Origin of the sequence: Streptomyces sp. R-74717 (genome assembly GCF_047305335.1) — a bacterium.
GTDB classification, from domain to species: domain Bacteria; phylum Actinomycetota; class Actinomycetes; order Streptomycetales; family Streptomycetaceae; genus Streptomyces; species Streptomyces atratus.
In genome coordinates this window covers 5,098,812-5,122,120 of the sequence record NZ_CP102361.1, presented here as the reverse complement: position 1 = coordinate 5,122,120, position 23,309 = coordinate 5,098,812, and the positions used below count along the sequence as shown (strand labels likewise).

General features: G+C 69.2%; 24 protein-coding genes and 1 tRNA gene. 10 read left to right on the top strand and 15 right to left on the bottom strand.

The window, feature by feature from the left end; all coding sequences use genetic code 11:
- Positions 1 to 259 precede the first annotated feature (259 nt).
- The 4 genes from NRF20_RS23380 to pdhA form a co-directional block, all read right to left on the bottom strand.
- Complete coding sequence (locus NRF20_RS23380; protein WP_398628352.1) at positions 260 to 1,108, bottom strand: NTP transferase domain-containing protein; 849 nt, start codon at positions 1,106 to 1,108, stop codon at positions 260 to 262.
- A 99-nt stretch (positions 1,109 to 1,207) separates the two neighbouring features.
- On the bottom strand, positions 1,208 to 2,686 hold the full coding sequence (locus NRF20_RS23375; RefSeq protein WP_413753218.1) for a dihydrolipoamide acetyltransferase family protein: 1,479 nt from the start codon (positions 2,684 to 2,686) through the stop codon (positions 1,208 to 1,210).
- On the bottom strand, positions 2,686 to 3,717 hold the full coding sequence (locus NRF20_RS23370) for an alpha-ketoacid dehydrogenase subunit beta (protein ID WP_093895001.1): 1,032 nt from the start codon (positions 3,715 to 3,717) through the stop codon (positions 2,686 to 2,688). Before NRF20_RS23370 ends, NRF20_RS23375 begins: the two co-directional genes overlap by 1 nt.
- Complete coding sequence (pdhA, locus tag NRF20_RS23365; RefSeq protein WP_398628354.1) at positions 3,714 to 4,877, bottom strand: pyruvate dehydrogenase (acetyl-transferring) E1 component subunit alpha; 1,164 nt, start codon at positions 4,875 to 4,877, stop codon at positions 3,714 to 3,716. The genes NRF20_RS23370 and pdhA overlap by 4 nt, the downstream gene beginning before the upstream one ends.
- Positions 4,878 to 5,142: 265 nt before the next feature.
- On the opposite strand from pdhA, the gene NRF20_RS23360 reads away from it, so the two are divergent.
- Positions 5,143 to 5,649 (top strand): Lrp/AsnC family transcriptional regulator, encoded by a 507-nt coding sequence (locus NRF20_RS23360; RefSeq protein WP_398628606.1) that lies wholly within the window; start codon positions 5,143 to 5,145, stop codon positions 5,647 to 5,649.
- Between the two features lie 50 nt (positions 5,650 to 5,699).
- Here the strand turns inward: NRF20_RS23360 and NRF20_RS23355 are convergent, their stop codons facing one another.
- Positions 5,700 to 6,500, bottom strand: coding sequence for an alpha/beta hydrolase family protein (locus NRF20_RS23355; protein ID WP_413753217.1), 801 nt, complete (start codon positions 6,498 to 6,500; stop codon positions 5,700 to 5,702).
- A 41-nt stretch (positions 6,501 to 6,541) separates the two neighbouring features.
- Entirely contained in the window at positions 6,542 to 7,135 is a 594-nt protein-coding gene (locus NRF20_RS23350) for a TetR/AcrR family transcriptional regulator (RefSeq protein WP_266359883.1), read from the bottom strand.
- Between the two features lie 123 nt (positions 7,136 to 7,258).
- Between NRF20_RS23350 and paaN the strand changes: the two genes are divergently transcribed.
- The gene (gene paaN, locus NRF20_RS23345; protein WP_413753216.1) at positions 7,259 to 8,959 is read left to right on the top strand and encodes a phenylacetic acid degradation protein PaaN; all 1,701 of its coding nucleotides are present in this window, start codon (positions 7,259 to 7,261) and stop codon (positions 8,957 to 8,959) included.
- A gap of 177 nt (positions 8,960 to 9,136) precedes the next feature.
- On the opposite strand, the gene NRF20_RS23340 is transcribed toward paaN, so the two are convergent.
- The 3 genes from NRF20_RS23340 to NRF20_RS23330 all read right to left on the bottom strand — a co-directional run bounded on the left by NRF20_RS23340 (position 9,137) and on the right by NRF20_RS23330 (position 11,954).
- Complete coding sequence (locus tag NRF20_RS23340) at positions 9,137 to 9,814, bottom strand: TrmH family RNA methyltransferase (protein ID WP_413753215.1); 678 nt, start codon at positions 9,812 to 9,814, stop codon at positions 9,137 to 9,139.
- Positions 9,815 to 9,939: 125 nt separating this feature from the next.
- Positions 9,940 to 11,196 carry an HTTM domain-containing protein gene (locus NRF20_RS23335; RefSeq protein WP_413753214.1) on the bottom strand — a complete coding sequence of 419 codons (1,257 nt, stop codon included), beginning with the start codon at positions 11,194 to 11,196 and terminating at the stop codon, positions 9,940 to 9,942.
- On the bottom strand, positions 11,193 to 11,954 hold the full coding sequence (locus NRF20_RS23330; protein WP_398628359.1) for a DUF5819 family protein: 762 nt from the start codon (positions 11,952 to 11,954) through the stop codon (positions 11,193 to 11,195). The genes NRF20_RS23335 and NRF20_RS23330 overlap by 4 nt, the downstream gene beginning before the upstream one ends.
- 119 nt (positions 11,955 to 12,073) lie before the next feature.
- Here NRF20_RS23330 and paaA point away from each other — a divergent pair, with 119 nt between their 5' ends.
- The 6 genes from paaA to NRF20_RS23300 all read left to right on the top strand — a co-directional run bounded on the left by paaA (position 12,074) and on the right by NRF20_RS23300 (position 16,931).
- A complete protein-coding gene (gene paaA, locus NRF20_RS23325) occupies positions 12,074 to 13,078 on the top strand; it encodes a 1,2-phenylacetyl-CoA epoxidase subunit PaaA (RefSeq protein WP_413753213.1) in 1,005 nt (334 codons plus the stop codon).
- Positions 13,075 to 13,365 (top strand): 1,2-phenylacetyl-CoA epoxidase subunit PaaB, encoded by a 291-nt coding sequence (gene paaB, locus NRF20_RS23320; RefSeq protein WP_093548044.1) that lies wholly within the window; start codon positions 13,075 to 13,077, stop codon positions 13,363 to 13,365. Before paaA ends, paaB begins: the two co-directional genes overlap by 4 nt.
- Positions 13,362 to 14,063, top strand: coding sequence for a 1,2-phenylacetyl-CoA epoxidase subunit PaaC (gene paaC / locus NRF20_RS23315; protein WP_413753212.1), 702 nt, complete (start codon positions 13,362 to 13,364; stop codon positions 14,061 to 14,063). Before paaB ends, paaC begins: the two co-directional genes overlap by 4 nt.
- The gene (paaD, locus tag NRF20_RS23310; RefSeq protein WP_413753211.1) at positions 14,057 to 14,563 is read left to right on the top strand and encodes a 1,2-phenylacetyl-CoA epoxidase subunit PaaD; all 507 of its coding nucleotides are present in this window, start codon (positions 14,057 to 14,059) and stop codon (positions 14,561 to 14,563) included. Before paaC ends, paaD begins: the two co-directional genes overlap by 7 nt.
- Positions 14,564 to 15,622 (top strand): 2Fe-2S iron-sulfur cluster-binding protein, encoded by a 1,059-nt coding sequence (locus NRF20_RS23305; RefSeq protein ID WP_413753210.1) that lies wholly within the window; start codon positions 14,564 to 14,566, stop codon positions 15,620 to 15,622.
- A gap of 112 nt (positions 15,623 to 15,734) precedes the next feature.
- Positions 15,735 to 16,931, top strand: a complete 1,197-nt coding sequence (locus NRF20_RS23300) for an acyl-CoA dehydrogenase family protein (protein ID WP_398628364.1) — start codon at positions 15,735 to 15,737, stop codon at positions 16,929 to 16,931.
- A gap of 87 nt (positions 16,932 to 17,018) precedes the next feature.
- Here NRF20_RS23300 and NRF20_RS23295 read toward each other — a convergent pair whose 3' ends face one another.
- The 4 genes from NRF20_RS23295 to NRF20_RS23280 form a co-directional block, all read right to left on the bottom strand.
- Positions 17,019 to 17,363: a rhodanese-like domain-containing protein gene (locus tag NRF20_RS23295; RefSeq protein ID WP_266359861.1), complete on the bottom strand. Its 345-nt coding sequence runs from the start codon at positions 17,361 to 17,363 to the stop codon at positions 17,019 to 17,021.
- Positions 17,364 to 17,409: 46 nt separating this feature from the next.
- A complete protein-coding gene (locus NRF20_RS23290) occupies positions 17,410 to 18,375 on the bottom strand; it encodes a J domain-containing protein (protein ID WP_398628365.1) in 966 nt (321 codons plus the stop codon).
- Positions 18,376 to 18,434: 59 nt separating this feature from the next.
- Positions 18,435 to 19,886 (bottom strand): DUF2252 domain-containing protein, encoded by a 1,452-nt coding sequence (locus NRF20_RS23285; RefSeq protein WP_398628366.1) that lies wholly within the window; start codon positions 19,884 to 19,886, stop codon positions 18,435 to 18,437.
- A gap of 148 nt (positions 19,887 to 20,034) precedes the next feature.
- Positions 20,035 to 21,180 (bottom strand): hypothetical protein, encoded by a 1,146-nt coding sequence (locus tag NRF20_RS23280; protein ID WP_398628367.1) that lies wholly within the window; start codon positions 21,178 to 21,180, stop codon positions 20,035 to 20,037.
- Positions 21,181 to 21,271: 91 nt separating this feature from the next.
- Between NRF20_RS23280 and NRF20_RS23275 the strand changes: the two genes are divergently transcribed.
- Positions 21,272 to 21,742, top strand: coding sequence for a MarR family winged helix-turn-helix transcriptional regulator (locus tag NRF20_RS23275; protein ID WP_413753209.1), 471 nt, complete (start codon positions 21,272 to 21,274; stop codon positions 21,740 to 21,742).
- Between the two features lie 90 nt (positions 21,743 to 21,832).
- Here the strand turns inward: NRF20_RS23275 and NRF20_RS23270 are convergent, their stop codons facing one another.
- A complete protein-coding gene (locus tag NRF20_RS23270) occupies positions 21,833 to 22,177 on the bottom strand; it encodes a winged helix-turn-helix transcriptional regulator (RefSeq protein WP_114245490.1) in 345 nt (114 codons plus the stop codon).
- Positions 22,178 to 22,306: 129 nt separating this feature from the next.
- Between NRF20_RS23270 and NRF20_RS23265 the strand changes: the two genes are divergently transcribed.
- The gene (locus NRF20_RS23265) at positions 22,307 to 22,918 is read left to right on the top strand and encodes an FMN-dependent NADH-azoreductase (protein WP_413753208.1); all 612 of its coding nucleotides are present in this window, start codon (positions 22,307 to 22,309) and stop codon (positions 22,916 to 22,918) included.
- 240 nt (positions 22,919 to 23,158) lie between these two features.
- Here the strand turns inward: NRF20_RS23265 and NRF20_RS23260 are convergent.
- Positions 23,159 to 23,241: transfer RNA gene (locus NRF20_RS23260), tRNA-Leu, on the bottom strand.
- Between the last annotated feature and the right edge of the window lie 68 nt (positions 23,242 to 23,309).

Genomic DNA, 23,309 nt, shown 5'->3' with positions numbered 1-23,309 from the left:
CCCGCCGTCGCAGGACGGTCGCTTGCCGAGGACAAGTTGCCCCCTGACGACGGGGTGGCCACCGAAGACGAACTGACCGTCGAGGGTGAGTTGGTGGCCGACGACCGATCACCCGGATCCAGCCCTCGGTCGGCCGACGCCGGACGGTCACGGGCCGAAGGCCCAACACCTGCCGAGGGCCCCACGTCCGCCGAGGGCCCGACGTCCACCGACGCGACATCGGCCGCCGGAGGCGGGTCGGACCTGCCGTTATGGGCTGTCATTGCGTCTCGTTCTCGTCCGCCCACCGAAGTGCGAGCGCGGCAGCCTTGCGGGCGGCCTCGGCCACCGCCGCCGGTCCGTCTCCGTCGCTGCTCGCCTTCGCCGCCGCGTACCCGACCAGGAAGGTCGTCAGGGGCGCGGCGGGCCGGGCGACGCCGTGGGCGGCGTCACGGGCGAGATCGAGCAGGACGTCGGTGTCGACGTCGATTTCGATGCCCAGTTCGTCCTTGACTGCGTTGATCCATTCGTCCAGCACGGTCCCATGCTCTCTGATACGTGACCGGGCCGACGCGATGTCCTCCCAGGTGTCGCAGTCGAAGGAGGCGAGGGGGCCGGCCTCCACCCGGGCAAGGTCGAGTTCATTCGTCAGCAACCGCAAGGGGAGTCCGGACAGACTGCCGTGCTCGGTGGCGAGCAGGGCGAGCTCGCGGCGCAGCGGTTCAGCACGGTACACGGCGACAAGGGGCTGGTCACGACCGCCCTGATCGGTGCACAGGGCCCCCTCCTGCTGCCCCTCACCGGCGGCGGCCAGCAGCACCCCGACCGTGCTCTCCCCGAGAAACGGCAGATCGGCGGAGAGTACGAGAACCCAGTCCGCGGTGGTGCGCCGGACCCCGGCGTCGAGCGCGGCCAACGGGCCGCCGCCCTGTGGTTCTTCGCGCGTCCAGGTCACTGCGCGCACGGTGGGCCGCCGCCCTCCCACCACCACGGTGGTCGAGGCATCGGCGCAGGCCGCCAGTACCCGGTCGAGCAGCGCGCGGCCACCGACCCGGATTCCGGGCTTGTCGGCGCCGCCGAGCCGCTTGGCGGCCCCTCCGGCAAGGACGATGGCGTCATACGCGGTCATGCATCCGAGTATGCGGGCCGCAGCCTCCCGTTGATCCTCCCCGTCCGCAATCCAGTGGATCAGTGAGGGGAGGAAACGGGAGCCCGCACCCCTTTACGCCTACAACACGCGCAGCAGCACCGCCGGTTGTTCCACGCAATCGGCCACGTAGCGCAGGAAGCCACCCGCCGTACCGCCGTCGCAGACCCGGTGGTCGAAGGTCAGCGAGAGCTGGACGACCTGGCGTACGGCCAGCTCGCCCTCGTGCACCCACGGCTTGGGCACGATCCGGCCGACGCCCAGCATCGCCGCCTCCGGGTGGTTGATGATCGGGGTCGAACCGTCGACTCCGAACACCCCGTAGTTGTTCAGCGTGAACGTGCCGCCGGTCAGCTCCGCCGGGGTCAGCCTCCCGGTCCGGGCCGCCTCGGTCAGCCGGGCGATCTCGGCCCCGATGGAGTCCGCGTTCCGAGCCTGCGCGTCCCGTACGACGGGGACAACCAGGCCCCGCTCGGTCTGGGCCGCGAACCCGAGATGGACCTCCGGCAGCCGCACGATCTCCCGCGCCTCCAGGTCCACCGTGGAGTTGAGCTCGGGGAACCGGGCCAGCGCAGCGGTGCAGATACGCGCCAGTAGGGCGAGCACCGACACCTTGGGCCCGGCGGCCGGACCACCGGCACTGTTCATCGCGGATCTGGCCGCCATCAGCTCGGTGGCGTCGACGTCGACCCAGCACGTGGCATCGGGGATCTCCCGTCGGCTGCGCGCCAACTTGTCGGCGACCGCGCCCCGCACACCGCGCAACGGAATCCGCTCCACGGCCGGACTCGCAGCCGGCTGCGCCACCGACGGCACCGACGGCTGTACCGCCGAGACCGACTCCGACTCCGGCACCGAGACCGCGGCCGAGGTCGGCGCGGGAGCGGGCGCCCCCTCTGTGAGTGCCCTGATGGCGGATTCGACATCGGCGCGCAGGATCAGCCCGTCGGGCCCGGAACCTGCCAGCTGCCGCAGATCGAGATCATGCTGCCGCGCCAGCTTCCGCACCAGCGGGGAGACGACGGCCACCGGCCCCTGCACCGCGTCCGGAACAGCCGCAGAAACCGCAGCCGCAGCCGTCACATGTGCGGCAACAGACGCCGCCATCGCCTCGGGACGGACCCGTCGGCGGCGCGCCACCGGTGCGCCCGTCCCGTACCCGACCAGCACATTGCCGGACGCCTCCGCCTCACCGGACCCGGAACCGGACCCGCCTGAACCGGCTCCCGGCCCCACAGTCGATACCACCGCCCCAGCCTCAGCCCCCGAGCCCGACCCGGAGTCCGCCAGTCCCACTGGCCCCAAGGCTCCCTCGGATCCCACCGCCACCGTCAACAGCGGCGCCCCGACCGGAAGTTCCGTTCCCTCCTCGCCGAACCGAGCGGTCACCACGCCCCCGTAAGGGCACGGCACCTCCACCATCGCCTTGGCCGTCTCGACCTCGACGACCGGCTGGTCGATGGCGACGACATCGCCGACCTCCACCAGCCAGCGCACGATCTCCGCCTCGGTGAGCCCCTCGCCGAGGTCCGGCAGCTTGAACTCGAATACCTGGGGCATCAGCTCTCCGCCTCCCACTGCAGGCGGGCGACCGCGTCGAGCACCCGGTCCACGCCCGGCAGATGGTGCCGCTCCTGCATCGGCGGCGGATACGGAATGTCGAACCCGGAGACCCGCAGCACCGGCGCCTCCAGATGGTGGAAACAGCGCTCGGTGACCCGGGCCGCGATCTCGCCGCCCGGACCGCCGAAACCGGATGACTCATGGACGACGACGGCGCGCCCCGTACGCCGCACGGAAGCGGCGACGGTCTCGTCGTCGAACGGCACCAGTGAGCGCAGGTCGACGACTTCGAGATCCCAGCCCTCTTCGACAGCCGCTTCCGCAGCCTCCATACAGACCGGCAGCGACGGCCCGTACGTGATCAGCGTCGCGCTGCGCCCGGGCCGGCGGACGACTGCCCGTCCGATCGGTTCCACGGCCACCGGCGCCTCGGGCGACCAGTCCGCCTTCGACCAGTAGAGCCGCTTCGGCTCCAGGAAGACCACAGGATCGTCGGAGGCGATCGAGGCCCTCAGCAGCCCGTACGCGTCCTCGACCGTGGCGGGCGTGACGACATGGAGGCCGGGCGTCGCCATGTAGTACGCCTCCGAGGAGTCGCTGTGATGCTCGACCCCGCCGATCCCGCCGCCGTACGGCACCCGGACCGTGATCGGCAACGGCATGGCACCGGCCGTCCGGTTCCGCATCTTTGCGACATGGCTGATGAGCTGCTCGAACGCCGGATAGGCAAAGGCATCGAACTGCATCTCCACCACGGGCCGCAGCCCGTACATAGCCATGCCGACGGCCGTACCGAGGATGCCCGCTTCGGCCAGCGGGGTGTCCGTGCAACGGTCCTCGCCGAACTCCTTCGCCAGACCGTCGGTGATCCGGAAGACCCCACCGAGCGTGCCGACGTCCTCGCCGAGGACATGCACCGTCGGGTCCTCGGCCATCGAGTCGCGCAGCGCTCGCCCGAGCGCCTGCGCCATGGTGGCGGGTTTGGCCTTCGCCGTCCGCTCTCCGGCCGGAGCCGCTGCGGTGGTCATCGCCCTTCCTCCAGGTCGTTGTGGCCGTGCCGGCCCTGCTCGGCCTCCAGCTCGACACGCAGTCGGGCGGCCTGCTCCCGCAGCTGCGTGGTCTGCTCCGCGTAGACATGGGCGAAGAGATCCATCGGGTCGAGCACCGGATCGGCGTTCATCCGCTCGCGCAGAGCGGCAGCCATCCGCTCCGCGGCCGCGCGCGCCTCCTCGATCCCGTCGTCGCCGAGCAACCCCCGTCCGGTCAGCTCCCGCTCCAGGAGCTGGATGGGATCGTGTGCACGCCACGCCTCCACTTCACTGTCGACGCGGTAGCGCGTGGCGTCGTCGGCGTTCGTATGGGCGTCCATGCGGTACGTCACCGCCTCGACGAGCGTAGGACCGCCACCGCTCCGGGCCCGCGCGACCGCCTCACCGAGGACTTGATGCACGGCGGCCGCGTCATTGCCGTCCACCAGCCGGCCCGGCATCCCGTATCCCACGGCCTTGTGCGCCAGGGACGGAGCAGCGGTCTGCTTGGCCAGCGGTACGGAGATCGCGAAGCCGTTGTTCTGTACGAGGAAGACCACCGGGGCCCGCCAGACGGCCGCGAAATTCAGCGCCTCGTGGAAATCACCCTCGCTGGTCCCGCCGTCACCGACCATGGCCAGCGCCACCACGTCGTCGCCCTTGAGGCGCGCCGCGTGTGCCAGGCCCACCGCGTGCGGCAGCTGGGTGGCGAGGGGGGTGCAGAGCGGGGCGATGCGGTGCTCGCGCGGGTCGTAACCGGTGTGCCGGTCGCCGCGCAGCAGCGTCAGTGCCTCGACCGGGTCCAGACCGCGCGCCACGGCCGCCAGCGTGTCGCGATAGCTGGGAAAGAGCCAGTCCCGCTCCTCCAGCACCAGCGCGGCCGCTATCTCGCAGGCCTCCTGCCCCGTGCTCGACGGGTAGACGGCGAGCCGGCCCTGCTTGGTGAGAGCGGTGGCCTGCGCGTTGTATCGCCGTCCGCGCACCAGCTCCGTGTAGAGCCGCAGCAGCAGTTCGGGGTCGGCATCGGCCACGGCATCCGTACCGAGCACGCGGTACGGCTCGGGGTCCGGGAGCAGCGGCGCGGGATCGGTGAGCGGCTTCCAGGCCGGGGGCGGCGTGGGCCGGTAAGCGGCCGCGCCGGGCAGCTCTTGGACCGTCATGACAAGCACCTCCTGGCATCGAGGGGTTTTCGAGCGGCGTCTGGCGACATCGAGGGATCGTCCGATGTCGAGGGGTGTCGAAATGCATCGAAATGTCGAGCGCTGTCCGAGGCACTGATGTGGCGTGCCTCACCTACCGATTGTTCGGTCGTGAGCGCATTTTGGCTACAGGCACCTTCAGCCTGTGGACAAACGGTTCTCCACAGCCTGGGATAGAGGCAGGTCGTCCAGGACAGGGAGGCGGGGGCACATGTCAGCTGAACAAATGGCCGACGGGGGCGAGGACCCCGGCCAGGTTCCGCCCGCGCGCCCGCTCGACGCCATCGACCGCGACATCCTGCGACTGCTCCAGACGGACGGCCGTGCCTCGATACGGTCGGTGGCCGATCGCGTCCATGTGTCCCGGGCCAACGCGTATGCCCGGATCAATCGGCTCATCGACGACGGCGTGATCCGCGGTTTCAGCGCACGTGTGAACCATGAGCGGGCGGGGCAGGGCGCCTCCGCGTACATCACTCTCAAGATCGTCCAGAATTCCTGGCGCACCGTGCGCGAGCAGCTCCAGGCGCTGCCGGGGGCCACGCACATCGCACTGGTCAGCGGGGACTTCGATGTCCTGCTGCTGGTGCACACCCCGGACAACCGGTCGCTGCGCGAGCTGGTCCTGACCAGGATCCAGGCCATCCCGGAGGTGCTCTCCACCCGCACACTTCTGGTGTTCGAGGAGACGGACCTGGCCCCGGGCCAGGCCAGACCCACCGAGCTGACCTGACGGGAACCCGTGAACGGGAACCAGCAATCCGAATCGGAACCGGAACTTTTTCAGGAACCGTACTTCTTGAGGAATGCCTGGACCGTGGCCCAGTTCTCCACGCTGTCGAGCAGCGCCACCCCGTGCTCGCCCGCACCCCTGATGTAGATCAGCTTGTGCTCCGACGCCTTGGTGCTGGCCTCGTTCAGCGCCTTCGCATCCTCCCCGAAGGACTCGTCGTACTCGGCGGCCATGTAGAGCACCGGCGCGGCCAGCTTCGGGACGGCGTCCAAAGCGTTCATTGAGGAGTACACCGTCGGCGCGGAGAGCGCGATCACCGCGTCCGGCTGCGGCCGTATGACAGGTGCAGCGGTGAGCACGGCGGTACCCCCCTTGGACGCCCCCATCAGCAGCAGCTTCTTCGCGCCCTTGCCGCGCAGGTACCCGGCCGCCCCGACGATCTCGGAGACCTCCTGGCCCGCCGAATTGACCGCGAGCACCCGATAGCCGGCCTGGTGCAGTTCGTCGGCCCTGTCCTTCCACTGGCAGGCGGTGCCGTCGGACTGGTGCGCGAGCACGATCCCCGCGTCGGTCCCGCCGCCGCTCGCACCGCCCGGTACATAGGCGCCGGTCTCGGTCCCGTCCGCGGACTTGAAGGTGAGGGAAGCAGCCCTCGCCTCCTCCGACGTCAGACAGCCGAAATCGTCCTGCGCCGCAGCCTCGGTCGCACTCCGGCCGCCGCGTCCGTCCACGCCGGCCCCTCCGTCACCGTCGCCCCCACCGCATCCGGTCAGCGACACGGCCGCAAGCAGCACGGCAGCGGACAGGATCCCGGAAACCCGCAGAACAGGAGCACGCAAGGCAGCGGTCATGCCGAAGGATGGTGGTCTGGGCCTGTCCGGCCGTCAACGGCTCAGCGGCTGGACCGCATCCCCTCGAAGGCCACCCGGACGAGCGTGTCCGCCAGCCGCTCCCCGTCGACGCCGCCGTCCGGTTGCGGCCGATACCACTCCACCAGGGAGTTGACCATCCCGAAGAGCAGCCGTGTCACCAGCCGTATGTCCACGTCGGAGCGGAGATCGCCGTCCGCGACCGCCGCCCTGAGCAGATCGGTCACCCGATGGTCGAACTCGCGCCGCCGCTCCATGGCCCAGCGCTCGGTCTTCGTATTGCCCCGTACGCGCAGCAGCAGCGTGACGTAGGGCAGTTCGGCTATCAGCACATCGACGGTACGACGGGTGACGTACTCGACCCGCTCGATCGCACGCCCCTGCGTCGCTCCCGGCTCGTCGAGGATTCCGAAGAGCCCGTCCAGAGCCCGGCTGACCGCACGGCGGAGCAGTTCCTCCTTGCCCGCGACATGGTGATAGATGGACGACTTGGAGATGCCCGCCGCCCTGGAGAGATGCTCCATGGACGTGCCGTCGTAGCCGCGCTCGTTGAAGACACGGACGGCGACGGTGAGCAGAGTCTCCGGGGTGTACGTGTCCCGCTTGGCCGTGGTCATGTCCGCGATCCTCCCCTACGAGTTGTCCACAGGTTTGGCGGGCCCCCTTGTCCCGACCGATCGTTCGGTTACTCTAACTCTGTCCGCCCGTCCCTGCCCAGCTCGATGAGGAGTTGGTCCGTCATGGCCGCCGAGCTCTCCCCGCACCTGCTGTCCGAGAAGCACCGCCCCACGCTCGACCAGGCCCTCGACGCGATCCGTACGCGCGCCTACTGGTCCCCGCATCCCGAGCATCCGAAGGCATACGGCGAGGGCGGCGCCCCCGGCAGCCTGAGCGCCGCCGAGGGCAAGGCAGCTTTCGACGCCGTGCTGCACACCCGGCTCGACCTCGACCAGCCGGGCACCGACGGCTGGACGGGCAAAGAGACCTCTCCGTACGGACCGGAGCTCGGCGTCGAATATCCGCATGCCGACCTGGACGTCCTGCTGCCGGCGATGCGTACGGGCATGGCCGCCTGGCGTGCGGCAGGCCCCGACACCAGGGCCCTGGTCTGTCTGGAAATCCTCGCGCGGATCAGTGCCAGGACCCATGAGTTCGGCCACGCCGTGATGCACACCAGCGGCCAGGCCTTCATGATGGCGTTCCAGGCGGGCGGCCCGCACGCCCAGGACCGCGGTCTGGAGGCGGTGGCGTACGCGTACGCGGAGCAGATCCGCACCCCGCAGAGCGCCGACTGGTCCAAGCCGCAGGGCAAGCGCGACCCGCTCCAACTGCACAAGTCGTTCACCGCGGCACCCCGCGGCATCTCGCTCCTGATCGGCTGCAACACGTTCCCCACGTGGAACGGCTATCCGGGCCTCTTCGCCTCCCTGGCCACCGGCAACCCCGTCCTGGTCAAGCCTCACCCGCGCGCCGTGCTTCCGCTCGCGCTCACGGTGCAACTGGCCCGCGAGGTGCTCGTCGAGGCGGGCTTCGATCCCAACCTGGTAGCTCTGGCGGCCGAGCGGCCGGGCGAAGGCATCGCGAAGACCCTCGCGGTCCGCCCCGAGATCAAGATCATCGACTACACCGGATCCACCGCCTTCGGCGACTGGCTGGAGACCAATGCCCGCCAGGCCCAGGTCTACACGGAGAAGGCCGGAGTCAACACGATCGTCCTCGACTCCACCGACAACTACCAGGGCATGCTCGCCAACCTGGCGTTCTCCCTCTCGCTGTACAGCGGCCAGATGTGCACCACCCCGCAGAACCTGCTGATCCCCCGGGACGGCATCACGACCGATGCCGGCGACAAGACGTACGACGAAGTCGTCGACGACATCGCCGCCGCGGTCAACGGACTGCTGGGCGACGACGCCCGGGCGAACGCACTGCTCGGCGCCCTGGTCAACCCCGGTGTGAAGGCCCGCCTGGAAGCAGCCGCGGACCTGGGCGAAGTCGCCCTGCCCTCCCGCGAGGTGGCCAACCCGGAATTCCCCGGCGCCGTGGTCCGCACCCCCGTCGTCGTCAAACTGGACGGCACCAAGCCCGACGACGAGGAGCACTACCTGTCCGAGTGCTTCGGACCGGTCTCCTTCGCAGTAGCGGTCGACTCGACAGCCGACGCCGTGGAGGTGCTCCGCCGCACGATCCGCGACAAGGGCGCGATGACGGTAGGCGCGTACACCACCTCACCGGAGGTGGAGCGAGCGGTGGAGGACGTCTGCCTGGAAGAGTCGGCCCAGCTCTCGCTGAACCTGACCGGCGGGGTGTACGTCAACCAGACCGCGGCGTTCTCCGACTTCCACGGTTCGGGCGGCAACCCGGCAGCGAACGCGGCCCTGTGTGACGGAGCCTTCGTAGCAAGCCGCTTCCGCATGGTGGAAGTCCGCCGCCAGGCGTAATCCTCCGCTCCTCCGCCCAATCATCTTCCGGGCTCCCCAATCAGCCTCTCCGACGTTTGAGGAGTGGGGGGTCCGGGAGGGGGCGGAGCCCCCGGTTACGGGAGGGGGCAGGTAGGGAACCAGACCCGCCGCAGGCGTCCACCCGCGCCCGCGCCCACACCCGCCGCCCCACCCACCTCAGAACCCCAGCCCTCGCCCAGGGGCCCGGACCCCTACTCCCGTCCCGCCCCCCGGAATCTCCGCATACCGCTGCACCCACGCATGCATGGCAATCGCAGCCGCAGCCCCCGCATTGATCGACCGCGTCGACCCGAACTGCGCAATGGAGCACACCATCGCCGCGTGCTTTCGGGCCTCCTCGGTCAGCCCGGGCCCTTCCTGTCCAAAGAGCAGCACACACCGCCGCGGCAGCTCGGTCCGCTCCAGCGGCACCGCCCCCGGCAGATTGTCGATCCCGATGATCGGCACCCCCTCCGCCGCCGCCCACGCGGTCAGCGATTCCGTGTCGGGGTGGTGCCGCACATGCTGGTACCGGTCGGTGACCATCGCACCGCGCCGGTTCCAGCGCCGCCGCCCCACGATGTGGATCTCCTTGGCGAGGAAGGCGTTCGCGGTGCGCACCACGGAGCCGATATTGAAGTCGTGGCCCCAGTTCTCGACCGCCACATGGAAGTCATGCCGCCGCAGATCCAGATCGGCGACGATCGCCTCCCGTGTCCAGTACCGGTAGGCATCGCCCACGTTGCGCCGGTCACCGTGGGCAAGCAGCTCGGGGTCGTACCGCTCGCCCACGGGCCAAGGCAGCGGATGCGGCCCGACGCCGATCTCCGTCCCGAATCCGTCGTCGTACTGCATGGGTTCCGTCGCCGGCACGGATCCCACGGACGGTTCGCGTCCGAGCCCTCCGGACTCTTCGGTCAATGAATCCCCGCCGGTACTGCCGGTGCTACCGGTGCTGCTACTGCTGCCGCTCTCACTACTCACCCGACGAGCGTATGGCCCCCGTCGCCGCTGTGCTGCGGAGCCTCCTCGTCATCGACGGCACGCCGCTGCCCCGGCACCTTGCCCCTGCGCGAGAACAGCAGCTCCCGCCCGAGAGTCACCCGGCCGCCGAGCCACACCAGGAAGACGGTCGGCAGGAAGACGGAGTCGGCGGCGATCATCGCCATCGAGAAGAACGGCAGCCCGAGCAGCAGGGCGATGCCGACATGCTCACACATCATGACGACGAGCAGGACGTTCTTGACCCGGCGGTTGAACAGGGTGAAGGGGAAGGCAACCTGGACGACGACCGTGCCGTACGTCAGCAGCATCACCATGACACCGTTGGACGCGAGGATGTCCGACAGCCCGGGCCAAGGCGTGAAGTAGTCGAGCTTGAGCGGGTAGTACAGCGCTGTGCCGTCCTGCCACCGCGAACCCTGGATCTTGTACCACCCTGCTGTCGCGTAGATCAGACAGACCTCGGCCATGATCACGACGAGAGTCGCGTTGTGGGCGAGATTGGCGACGACATCCAGCAGGGTGCGCGCTTCGCTGTGCGGCGCGTAGCGATTCACGGCCCACCAGGCACCCTGGCCGCCCCAGAGGATCCAGAAGAGAACCGGCAGCCACCAGGTACCGCCGAGGCCATCTGTCACAGTGGCCACGGTCAGAACCAGGCCGAGCACCACCCAGAGAACCGGACCGGCCGCGTCCCCCCGCACCGAACGCCGCGGACCATCGTCTTCCGCATCCACAACCGCCACACGGACCGCACGCGCCGCACGCCGTGCATCCAACGACCAAACCTGCCCGCAGCGCGTCAGCACGAGGTAGATCGCCATCAGATGGATGACGTTGTCGCCGCCGTCGCCCATGAAAATGCTGCGGTTCTGCAGGGAGAGCACACCGGCCATGAAGAGGACCGACATGGCGCGGGTGTGCCAGCCGACCATCAGCAGCGCGGCGGAGAGCAGAGCAACCACGTACACGATCTCGAACCAGACCGTACTGTCCGACCACATGAGCGTGGTGAAAGCCTGATTGCCCGATATGAGCTGCTGCGCCATGTCCCAGCTCCACGGCGCGTCGGGTCCGTACATCTCGTGGCGGTGCGGCAGTTCGCGCAGCAGGAACAGCAGATAGGTGGCGGAGAAACCGATCCGGATGACGGCGGTCTGGTACGGGCCCAGGGCCGAGGAAGTGATGCGCTGGATGGTGCGGACGAGCTTGCGATCGAAGGTGAACGTACTCACTTGTCCGCCCCCTTGGCGTTCTCGGGAAGGTCGGCGGGGGTGACGGTCCACCACGGCAGCACCCGGTAGGACGGCTCCGTGCTGATCTTCTCCTCGCTCCATCCGGGCGCCGCGATGGACCGCACCTCGGAACGGATCTGGATGCGCTCGACGGTGCCGCCGTAGTCGTGTTCGCCGAGGCGCAGCATCGCGATGCGTCGGATGTAACGCTCGGAGAGCTCACCGCGCGGGCCGTTCGCCCGGTTCTCGTTGTCATGGGAACCGAGATAGAAGTCCCAGGCACGACGGAGCTCGTTCTGATGGACGTGGCTGGGGAGCAGATTGCCGCGTATCGCCTTGCCGTCCTCACCGGAGAGACTCATCCAGGGGGTGGTGCGGCGGCCGTCGGCGCCGGCTATCTCGGCTCGTACATGAATGGCCACGTTCTGCTGAAGCGGGTTCGGGGCGAAGAGCTTCCAGTTCTGCTCGAACTCGGGATAGATCCAGTCGTCGACCGCTTCGCCGTGCTGCTTGGTCAGGGTATTGGAGGGTGCGACGTGCAGAAACACCATGGCCAGCTGAGCGCAGGCGACCAGCCCGATGACCGACAGTGCGATCGCGGCAACGATCTGGTACGGAAGTGAGAGGGCAGCCATGCCGACACGGGGGCCTTGACCCGCCCCCCGACCGGCGCCGGACGACGCGTCCTCGCGCTGCCCCGGCCCTGGCCCGGCGCTCCCGTTCCCGCTCCCGACACCCCTGTCGTCGTACGAATCCATCCCGCCCCGATCCCCGTCGATCCCCGGTGAGTTATCCACAGGGTTGACACCCTACGGGCCGCCGACTCACCATTGAAGACATTGAACCGAACGATCGGTCGGTCGGTAGGGAGTCCGGGATGACGGCAGTGACTGCGGACCAGACAGCGCAGGCAGGAGCAGGCAGGCCCGAAGGGGCGGACGAGGCCCTGGAGGCGGCCTTCGATGCTGCGGTGGCGGCGGACGAGCGCATCGAGCCGCGCGACTGGATGCCGGATGCGTACCGTGCCTCACTGGTCAGGCAAATGGCCCAGCATGCCCACTCCGAAATAATCGGAATGCAGCCGGAGGCCAACTGGATCTCGCGAGCGCCCTCGCTGCGCCGCAAAGCGATCCTTATGGCCAAGGTGCAGGACGAGGCCGGACACGGGCTCTATCTGTACAGCGCCGCGGAGACCCTCGGCACCGGCCGCGAGGAACTGCTCGACAAGCTCCACGCAGGCCGCCAAAGGTATTCATCGATCTTCAATTACCCGACGCTGACCTGGGCAGACGTCGGCGCGATCGGCTGGCTCGTGGACGGCGCCGCAATCACCAACCAGGTTCCGCTCTGTCGCTGCTCCTACGGCCCGTACGCCAGGGCGATGGTCCGCATCTGCAAGGAGGAGTCCTTCCACCAGCGTCAGGGTTACGAGCTGCTGCTCACCCTCAGCCGCGGCACCCTGGCACAGCACGAGATGGCGCAGGACGCGGTGAACCGCTGGTGGTGGCCGTCCCTGATGATGTTCGGTCCGCCGGATGACGCATCGGCCCACTCGGCGCAGTCGATGACCTGGAAGATCAAGCGGCACTCCAACGACGAGCTGCGGCAGCGCTTCGTGGACATCTGTGTCCCACAGGCCGAGGCGCTGGGGCTCACCCTCCCGGACCCGGACCTCCGGTGGAACGAGGAGCGTGGACAGCACGACTTCGGGGCGATCGACTGGCAGGAGTTCCAGGAGGTCCTCAAGGGCAACGGCCCGTGCAACGAGCAGCGCCTCACCCAGCGCCGCCGGGCGCACGAGGAGGGCTCCTGGGTCCGGGACGCGGCGGTTGCGTACGCCGAGAAGCACACAGCAGTACGGAACGGGGAGGCAACAGCATGAGCAGCTCGACCGAATGGCCGCTGTGGGAGGTGTTCGTGCGTTCGCGCCGCGGACTGTCCCACACCCACGCGGGCAGCCTGCACGCCCCGGACGCGGAAATGGCCCTGCGCAACGCGCGCGATCTGTACACGCGCCGTTCCGAGGGCGTCTCCATCTGGGTGGTCCCGTCCGCACAGGTCACGGCCTCCTCGCCCGACGAGAAGGACTCCTTCTTCGAGCCGGCCGGTGACAAGCCGTACCGGCATCCGACGTTCTACGAGATCCCGGAAGGGGTGAAGCACCTGTGACCGCGGCCCTCGCCCTGGGCGACGACGCGCTGGTGCTCTCTCACCGGCTGGGGGAGTGGGCGGGCCATGCCCCCGTACTGGAAGAGGAAGTGGCCCTGGCCAACATCGCCTTGGACCTGTTGGGACAGGCCCGGGTGCTGCTCTCCCTTGTCGGGGACGAGGACGAGCTGGCGTATCTGCGCGAGGAGCGCGCCTTCCGCAACGTCCAACTGGTCGAGCAGCCGAACGGCGATTTCGCCCACACCATCGCCCGCCAGCTCTACTTCTCCACGTACCAGCGACTGCTCTACGAGCAGCTGGCAGCCGGTGAGAGTCCGTTCGCCGGGCTGGCGGCGAAGGCGGTCAAGGAGGTCGCCTACCACCAGGACCACGCGGAGCACTGGACGCTGCGGCTCGGCGACGGCACGGCCGAGAGCCATGAGCGGATGCAGCGCGGGGCCAACGCCCTGTGGCGGTTCACCGGCGAGCTGTTCCAGCCCGTCGAGGGCCTCGAGATCGGCTGGCAGACGCTGAACAGCGGCTGGCTGGAGTCCGTCACCGCAGTGCTGCAGCAGGCCACACTGACCGTACCGGCCGGCCCGCAGTCCGGAGCATGGACGGCGGGCGCGGGACGCCAGGGCATCCACACCGAACCATTCGGCCGGATGATCGCCGAGATGCAGCACCTGCACCGCAGCCACCCGGGGGCGTCATGGTGACCGAAACGCTCCTGGAGGAGGAGCTGCACCGGCTGGCAGGCTCCGTACCCGATCCCGAACTGCCCGTGCTGACCCTGGACGAGCTGGGGGTGCTCCGGGGCGTGGACGTGGTGGCGCACGGCAAGGTCACGGTGCGCCTCACCCCGACCTACACCGGCTGCCCGGCGATCGAGGCCATGTCCGCCGACATCGAGCGGGTGCTGCACGACCACGGCATACCGGAAGTCTCCGTGGTCACCGTGCTCTCGCCTGCCTGGTCCACGGACGACATCAGCGCGGAAGGGCGGCGCAAGCTGGCCGAGTTCGGCATCGCGCCCCCGCGCCCGCACCATACGACGGCCCCCGCGGGCGGCCCGGTGCCGCTCACGCTCTCGGTCCGCTGCCCGCACTGCGGCTCGACCGACACGGAGCTGCTGAGCCGGTTCTCCTCCACCGCATGCAAGGCACTGCGCCGCTGTGTGACGTGCCGCGAACCGTTCGACCACTTCAAGGAGTTGTAGATGTTCCATCCGCTCCGGGTCCGCGCGATCGAACGGCTCACGGACGATTCGGTGGCCGTCACCTTCGCCGTGCCGCCCGAGCTGCGCGAGACCTTCCGCCACAAGCCCGGCCAGCACCTCAATGTGCGCTACAGCGTCGACGGCGGGGAGATCCGCCGCTCATACTCGATCTGTTCCCCGGCCACAGAGGAACCGTCGGATCCGGCGCTACGGGTGGGCATTCGGCTCGTCGACGGAGGCGTGTTCTCCATGTACGCGCTCAAGGAACTCGCCGTCGGTGACCTGATCGAGTCGATGCCCCCGATGGGCCGCTTCGTGCTCACGCCCCGCGCCGGACATTTCGCGGCGATCGTCGGGGGCAGCGGGATCACCCCGGTGCTGTCGATCGCGGCGACACTGCTGGCGCGGGAGCCCGACGCCAGATTCTGTCTGATCCGCAGCGACCGGACGGCGGTCTCGACGATGTTCCTGGACGAGGTCGCCGACCTCAAGGACCGCTATCCGGACCGGTTCCAGCTGGTCACGGTGCTCTCCCGGGAGGAGCAGCAGGCAGGTCTCCCTTCCGGCCGACTGGACGAGGACCGGCTCACCGAGCTGCTGCCCGCGCTGCTGCCCGTGCCGGAGGTGGACGGCTGGTATCTGTGTGGGCCGTTCGGACTGGTACAGGCCGCCGAACGCGCGCTGCACGGCCTGGGCGTCGACCGAGCCCGTATCCACCAGGAGATCTTCCATGTGGACAACGGCCTGAACGCATCTGCCCGCACCCGGGCCGAAACGCCTGCTCACAGCAGCCTCACCGCGACTCTGGACGGCCGCTCCGGCACATGGCCGGTACAGGAGGGCGAATCGCTGCTGGAGACCGTGCTGCGCAGCCGCTCCGACGCGCCGTACGCCTGCAAGGGCGGTGTGTGCGGGACCTGCCGGGCGTTCCTGGTCTCGGGCGAGGTACGGATGGACCGCAATTTCGCGCTGGAGCCCGAAGAGACGGGCGCCGGCTATGTGCTGGCGTGCCAGTCGCATCCCGTCACTCCGGAGGTGGAGCTCGACTTCGACCGCTGACCGCGCCCGCTCTCCGTCTCCTTCCTCCTGTTCCCTTCTCATAGAACCTGTTCTATCTTGACGACCCGTCAGGTATTGGTACGGGAGCAGCGGTTCGCGGGAGGCCAGGGCAGTGGACTTCACCTTCACCGAGGAACAGCAGGCAGCCGCTGAGGCAGCGAGAGCGGTCTTCTCGGGCGCTGCGCCCGACGGGGTGCCCAGCCCCGCTCTCGTACCGGGAGCGGTGGCCGAGGACATCGACCGGCCTCTGTGGGCCGGGCTCGCCGCAGGCGACCTGCTGAGTCTGACGCTGCCGCCGGAACACGGCGGGGCCGGGCTCGATCTCGTCGCGCTCTGTCTGGTGCTGCGCGAGTCCGCCAGGGTACTTGCGCGGGTGCCGCTGCTGGAGACGTGCGCGGTCGCAATGGTGCTCCAGCGCTACGGCGACGCGGGGCTGGCCGCCGAGCTGCTGCCCCGGGTCGGCCGGGGCGAGCTGGTACTCACTGTCGGGGCCAACGGCCGCACCGGCCACGATCCGGCCGAGCTCGCCGTCACCGCCCGCCAAGACGCCCCCGCGAGCAACCGGCCTGGCGAGGGGCCTGGCAACACCCCCGGCGACGCCGACGGTGATGCTGCGGGCTGGGTGCTCGACGGGGTGCAGTCAGGGGTGCCGTGGGCGCAGGCCGCGGACTGGATCGCGGTTCCTGCCCACACGAGCGAGGGCCGGGCCGTTGTGGCCCTGATCCGGTCCGCCCACGACGGCGTCACTCTCGCCGAGCAGGTCTCCACCAGCGGTGAGCTGTTCGCCGAGGTCCGGCTGGATTCGGTACGGATCGACAGCCGTGCGCTGATCGACACCGTCGGGGCCTGGGAGTGGTTGCGCGCCCTGCTCATCACCGGGACGTGCGCGCTCGCGCTGGGCCTGGGCGAGGCTGTACTGACCATGACGAGCGAATACACCGGCAAGCGCGAGCAGTTCGGCTTTCCGGTCGCGACCTTCCAGTCGGTCGCCGTACAGGCCGCGGACCGTTACATCGACCTGCGGGCCATGGAAGTGACGCTCTGGCAGGCGGCCTGGCGAATCTCCACCCGGGCCGGCGGTGCGCTGCCCGCTGAGGGCGACATTGCCGTGGCGAAGATCTGGGCGTCGGACGGTGTCCGCCGGGTCGTGCAGACGGCACAGCATCTGCACGGCGGCTTCGGCGCGGACACCGACTACCCGCTGCACCGCTTCCATGCCTGGGCCAAGCAGATCGAGCTCTCCCTCGGCCCGGCGGCGGCACACGAGGAGGCACTGGGCGACCTACTGGCCACGCACTTCCTCAGCTGACACCGGCCAGTGCCTCGAACAACACGGGTCGAGCGTCCGCTCGACACTCCAACAGCCCAGCACTCCGGCAGCAGAGCGGCCCTGGTCTCAGAGCACGAAAGCCGGGTTGCCGTTGTCGGTGACCATCGGGCGTCCGGCACCGTCCCAGGCGAGCATCCCGCCATCGATGTTCACGGCGTCGATGCCCTGCTGCACCAGATACTGGGTGACCTGGGCGGACCGGCCACCGACCCGGCACATCACATGCACGCGCCGACCGTCCTCGGCAGCTTCGGTCAGCTCACCGAAACGGCCCACGAAGTCACTCATCGGAATGTGCAGGGCGCCTGCGACATGCCCGGCCGCCCATTCGTCGTTCTCCCGGACGTCCAGCACAAAGCCGTCCGACGGAACCGCCGCGACATCAACCGAGGGCAGCGGGGCGAAATTCATGGGTCAGGCCTTCTCTCGTACGTACGCTCCAGAGTCACCGGGAACGCTACTGCACCAGACCCGCCAGCTCCGCCTCACGCTGAGCGACCTCGCCCAGCAGCTGATCGGCGATCTCGTCGAGCAGCCGGTCCGGATCGTCGGGCGCCATCCGCAGCATGGCCCCGATCGCGCTCTCCTCGAGCTCCTGGGCGAGCACCGTCAGGAGTTCCTTGCGCTGGGTCAGCCAGTTCAGCCGGGCATAGAGCTCCTCGCTCTCGCTGAGCTCCGCCTCCGGCACCACCGGCCCCGCCGCCCACTCCTGCGCCAGCTCCATCAGCAGCGCCTCGTCCCCGCGCCCATAAGCAGCGTTGACGCGGGTGATGAATTCCTCCCGGCGTGCCCGCTCCGCCTCGTCCTGCGCCAGGTCCGGGTGGGCCTTGCGCGCCAGCTCGCGGTACAGCTTGCGCGCCTCCTCGGTCGGCCGGACCCGCTTGGGCGGCCGGACCGGCTGATCGGTCAGCATCGCCGCCGCCTCGGGGGACAGCCCGTCGGAGTCGATCCAGTCGTGGAACAGCTCGTCGACCCCCGGCATCGGCATCACGATCGCCCGGGCCTCCTGCGCCTTGCGGAGGTCTTCGGGGTCACCGGTCCTGGCGGCCCGGGCCTCCGCGATCTGCGCATCGAGCTCATCGAGGCGTGCGTACATCGGCCCGAGCCTCTGGTGGTGCAACCGGGAGAAGTTCTCGACCTCGACCCGGAAGGTCTCCACTGCGATCTCGAACTCGATCAGCGCCTGCTCCGCCACCCGCACAGCCTTGGCGAGCCGAGCCTCGGGCCGAGCTCCCTCAGCAGTTCCATCGGCAGCCCCGCCAGTCCCGCCGTCAGTCCCAGCGGCAGCGTCGGCTTCCGAACCGGCACCAGTATCGGCACCGGCCGGCCTTCCGTGCTGCGCATCCTGCTCGTGCTGCCGGTCGTTTTCCTGCCGGTCATCGTCGTTCCGGGTGGTCGGCACCCCGGCGGCTTCGTGGGTCACCCGTCCAGCGTATGGCCACCGTCCACGCCCCAAGGACGCGCGGTCGACTCAATGCCCCCTCACACGCCCGGTTCGGCGGCTATCCGCCCCGAACCGATGGCCCGCACCAGCTCCGCGTGGTCCGCCTGAGTACGGTCCGCGTACGTCACCGCGAACGCCGCCACCGCCTCGTCCAGCTCCTCGTTCTTGCCGCAGTAGCCCGCGATCAGCCGCGGGTCGGCGCTGTGCGCATGGGCCCGAGCCAACAGCGCCCCGGTCATCCGGCCGTAGTCGTCGACCTGGTCGGCTGCCAGTGCTGCCGGGTCCACACTGCCCTTGCGGTTCCTGAACTGCCGCACCTGGAACGGGCGCCCGTCGACGGTGGCCCAACCCAAAAGAATGTCGCTGACGACCTGCATCCGCTTCTGCCCGAGCACCACCCGGCGCCCCTCGTGTGCCACCACCGGCACATCGAACCCGACAGCCGGGAGGTAGGGCGCCAGCACGGACGGCCGCGCCTCCTTCACTTGCAGCACCAAGGGCTCGCCACGGTGATCGAGCAGGAGCACCACGTACGACCGGGTGCCGACGCTCCCCGTGCCGACCACCCGGAACGCCACGTCGTGGATCGCGTATCTGGCGAGGAGTGGTACCCGGTCCTCCGAGATCGTGCCCAGATAGTCGCCGAGTCCCGCCGCCACTGCCGCGGCCTCCTCGTCCGGCACCCGCCGCAGCACCGGCGGCGCGTCTATGAAGCGGCGTCCACCGTCCCCGGAATCCTCGGTGGACTTGGCAGCGAAGCGGGCGCTGGTGTTGTTACGGGCCTTCTCCGAGACCCGCTCCAGGGTGCCGAGCAGATCCCGCGCATCCGTGTGCGAGACCAACTCCTCGTCCGCGATGGCGTTCCAGGAATCGAGCGCGGGCAGTTTGGCCAGCAGCCGCATCGTCCGCCGGTATGCGCCCACCGTGTCGTATGCGCCCTGGCGGCAGGTGTCCTCGTCCGCTCCGGCCTCGCGCCCAGCGAGCACGAGCGAGGTGGCGAGGCGCTTGAGGTCCCATTCCCAGGGGCCGAACACGGTCTCGTCGAAATCGTTCAGATCGATGACCAGGCTGCCCCGCGCATCGCCGTACAGCCCGAAATTGGCCGCGTGCGCATCGCCGCAGAGCTGGGCGCCCACCCCGCTGACCGGCGTGCCCACCAGGTCATGGGCCATCAGCCCGGCCGAGCCACGCAGAAACGCGAACGGTGTGGCCGCCATCCGCCCCACCCGGATCGGGGCGAGACTGGGCACCCTGCCCCGGCTCGACTCCTCGACCGCCTGCACGGCATCGGGCCGCCCGGCCCGAAGATCAAGGGCGGAGTGAGAGGCCCTGGGCACCCTCTCCCGCAGCGCCTTGCCCGCCCCCCGGGGCGACTGCGGCGCACCCTTGCCCACCGCAGTCGCCCGACGCGCGAATCCGGGCACGACCGGAATGCGCGGATCATCTGTCACAGCCCGCTGGACCGGCACTGTCGCTTCGATTTCACCCATGGCGCGCAGCCTCCCCCGCCTTCGCCCTGCGCTCCTGGCCCCATGCCCTGTCGCAGATCAATTGCGACGAAGGTACCGCCGTCCGCCGAAAGCCGTCTGCCCCTGTGGAAAACTCACCTCACGGCCTGTGGACAACTCTCTGTCCTGGTCAGACGCCGACGGCCGCCTCTTCCAGTTCTCCCTCCAGCTCTTCCTCGTCGTCCGCCTCGGTCCGGGCTTCGGCTTTGACGTGCCGCCCCCGTCCCTGTGCTACTCCGGCCTCGGCGGACCCGACGGCGGCGCCGACCTGAGCCGTCTCCACGGCGGCCCTCCGCCGCTTCGCCTCGGCCAGCCCCGCCGCACCCATCACTGCCAGGCCCACCACGAACCAGAGCGCGAGCACCAGCACATGCCGGCCGAGCGCGTGTCCGCCGAAGTACACGTGGCTGCGTACGCCCTCGACGAAGCCCGCACCGTTCCAGAAGGAGTGCAGCGCACCGAAGAAGCCGGGCTGCAGCTCGGGCCGGAAGATGCCACCGGAGCTCGTGAAGTTGAGCATCACGAAGAGCACCATCACGCCGAGCGTCGTCCACCGCTTGAGGAAGGTGTGCAGTCCGACGCCAATCAGCAGAATGCCCAGCGAGTAGAGCCAGGCCATCGCCCACAGACCGCCGAGTCCATGGTCCACGAGACCGAACAGCGGACCTGCGAAGATCACTCCGATCACGCTCACTGCCAGGGACGCGGCAACCGTCAGAGCGGCCCTGATCCGCAGCGCCAGCACCGCGCCCGCACCACCGATCACCGCGACCGATGCGTACGAGCCGATACTCACCGCGACCAGCAGGAAGAAGATGCCCTGACCGGTCGGATCGCCCTCAGCGGTCGGCGCCGTGTCCGTCACCTTCAGCGGGTCCCCCTCCGCGGCCGCAACCTTGGTGAAGACCTTCTCGACCACCGTGGCGCTGGTGTCGGATGACGCGCTGGCCACAAGCAGCTCGGGGTGCTTCCCCGGCAGGTAGGCACCGTAACTCGCCTGCGTCCTGAGGTGGTTCACAGCCGTCGCACGATCGGGGACCGTGCGCACACTCAGTGCCCCGTCACCCTTGTCCTGCAGCGTCTGCGCGAGCACCTGCGCGCTCGGCCCCGACCCGACCACGTCCACCCGCAGATCGTGCGGCTCAGGGGCGTGGAACGCCCCGAGGTAGGCGAGCCCCATGCCGATGCACATCAGCAGCGGCGTGACCAGATGGCTCAGCACATGACGCAGAGCGGCGGCGGTGGAGCCGGCAGCGGCGCTCGGGCCTGACGACATTCGGAACACCTCAATAGTTGGCTTTTACAACTCCTAATCCGTTGTACTATACAACTGAAATTCCGAGGAAGGCGAAGAGGAAGGCGAAGCAGTGCCAGGCACCCCCGGAGAACGCCAAGAATCACTGGATGTCATCCAGCGCGAACTGACCGCCTTCGCGCGCCGCGCGCGCTCCACGGCGGCCCGCCTCCATCCAGAGCTACCCCTGGTCTCTTACACGCTGCTGGCGCACATCGACGACCGGCACGGCTGCCGCGCAACGGATCTGGCCGCGCACTACATGCTGGACAAATCGACGGTCAGCCGACAGATCGGCGCCTTGGAGAAACTGGGACTGGTCGAGCGACACCCGGACCCGGACGACCACCGCATCCAGGTGCTGCACCCCACCGAGGCCGGCACCCAGGCGCTCGCATCGACGCAGGCCAGCCGCCGCTCCGCCCACCAGGAGCGCCTCGCGGACTGGACGGCGGACGACCTCGCCGGCTTCGCGGAGTACCTACTGCGCTACAACGCGGCGGGCGACACAAGCACGACCTCCCCTCAGACGCCGAAGGCCTGACCCGGCAGAACGCCCTCCGGCCCACTACAACCGGCGCGACGACCAGGACGCATCCTCAGCCCCCCGCCCGCCCGCGGTATCCGGCACGCGTCAGCAGGGGCCGTCGGAGGTCAGGTATGTCTTCGACCAGTGAGCCAGCTCCTTGAGCGCGGGCTCCATCGCGGCGCCGGCCCGGGTCAAGCGGTACGAGACCCGCAGGGGTGGCCCCTCATCGACCTCGCGGACAACCAGCCCGGCCGCACCCAGCTCGGAAAGCCGGTCCGAGAGCATGCGCTCACTGATGCCCGGAATCGCCCGCCGCAGATCCGCGAAGTGCACCGGCTGCCGCATCAGCACCGAGACGATCGGCCCCGTCCAACGCTTGCCGAACAGCTCGAAGACGCGGGTGATGCCCACATCGACCCGCTGACACGCCTGCTCGCTGTGCTCCGCCATAAGCCCAGGGTACTGCGCCACTGTGCGGGACTTATGAAAAGTAAGTACCTATGTTATTACTAGGTACGAACGAAAATAAGGCCTGCCGCATCGGCCCGCCGTCACCCCTGGATATCCGTGGAGAACCCCATGGCCACACTTCTGCACCTCGATTCCGCCGTCTTCCCCGAGGGCTCCGCGTCGCGCGATGTCAGTGCCGCCTTTGTTCAGGCCTGGCGTGAGCAGCACGCCGACGGGCAGGTTGTCTACCGCGATCTCGCCGCCGCCCCGCTGCCCCACCTGGACGCCGCTGCCGTCGCCGCCGGCGCCGAGGACCCGCTGCGCCGCGAGCTCGCAGACGAGCTGACAGCGGCGGACGCCGTTCTGATCGGCGCTCCGATGTACAACTTCAGCATTCCGTCCACGCTGAAGGCCTGGCTCGACCAGGTGATCATCGTCGGCCACAACGCGGGCCCGGACAGCCCCGTGACGGGCACCCCGATCACCGTCGTCGCCAGCCGCGGTGGCTCGTACGCCGCCGGCACCCCGCGCGAGGACGCCGAGTTTGTCCAGAACTACCTGGAGAAGCTGCTGACGAACATGTTCGGCGCCGAGGTCGACTTCATCGTCCCGGAACTGACGCTGGCCCGGTCCCAGCCCTCGATGGCCGAGCTCATTCCGCTCGCCGACGCCTCCCGTGCCCAGGCGTTCACTGCGGCTGCAGAGAAGGCCAAGGCCCTCGCTGCCCGCCTCGCAGCCTGAGTCGTACGACGCAGAGCCGATCAGGGCCCGCGGGAGCCGGGACCTGAACAGCAGCCCGCGGAGATCAAGACTCCGCGGGCTGCGGCGGCTCCCCTCGACTCCCCCACAAGCCCCACTAAGCCCACAAACCCCGAAAGCCTCATGCCACCACAGGGCGCCCCGAATCCGGCGTTTCACGTGAAACTAAACGCGGGAACGAAGAAGCCCCACAGACCGTTGGCCTGTGGGGCTTCTCTCTTGTGCGCGAGGGGGGATTTGAACCCCCACGTCCCTAAGGACACTGGCACCTGAAGCCAGCGCGTCTGCCGTTCCGCCACTCGCGCAAGAGTGGTGTTTCCAGACTCTCTCACCGTTTGGTGCGAGCGCCTGGCGACATCCGGAAGATTAGCAC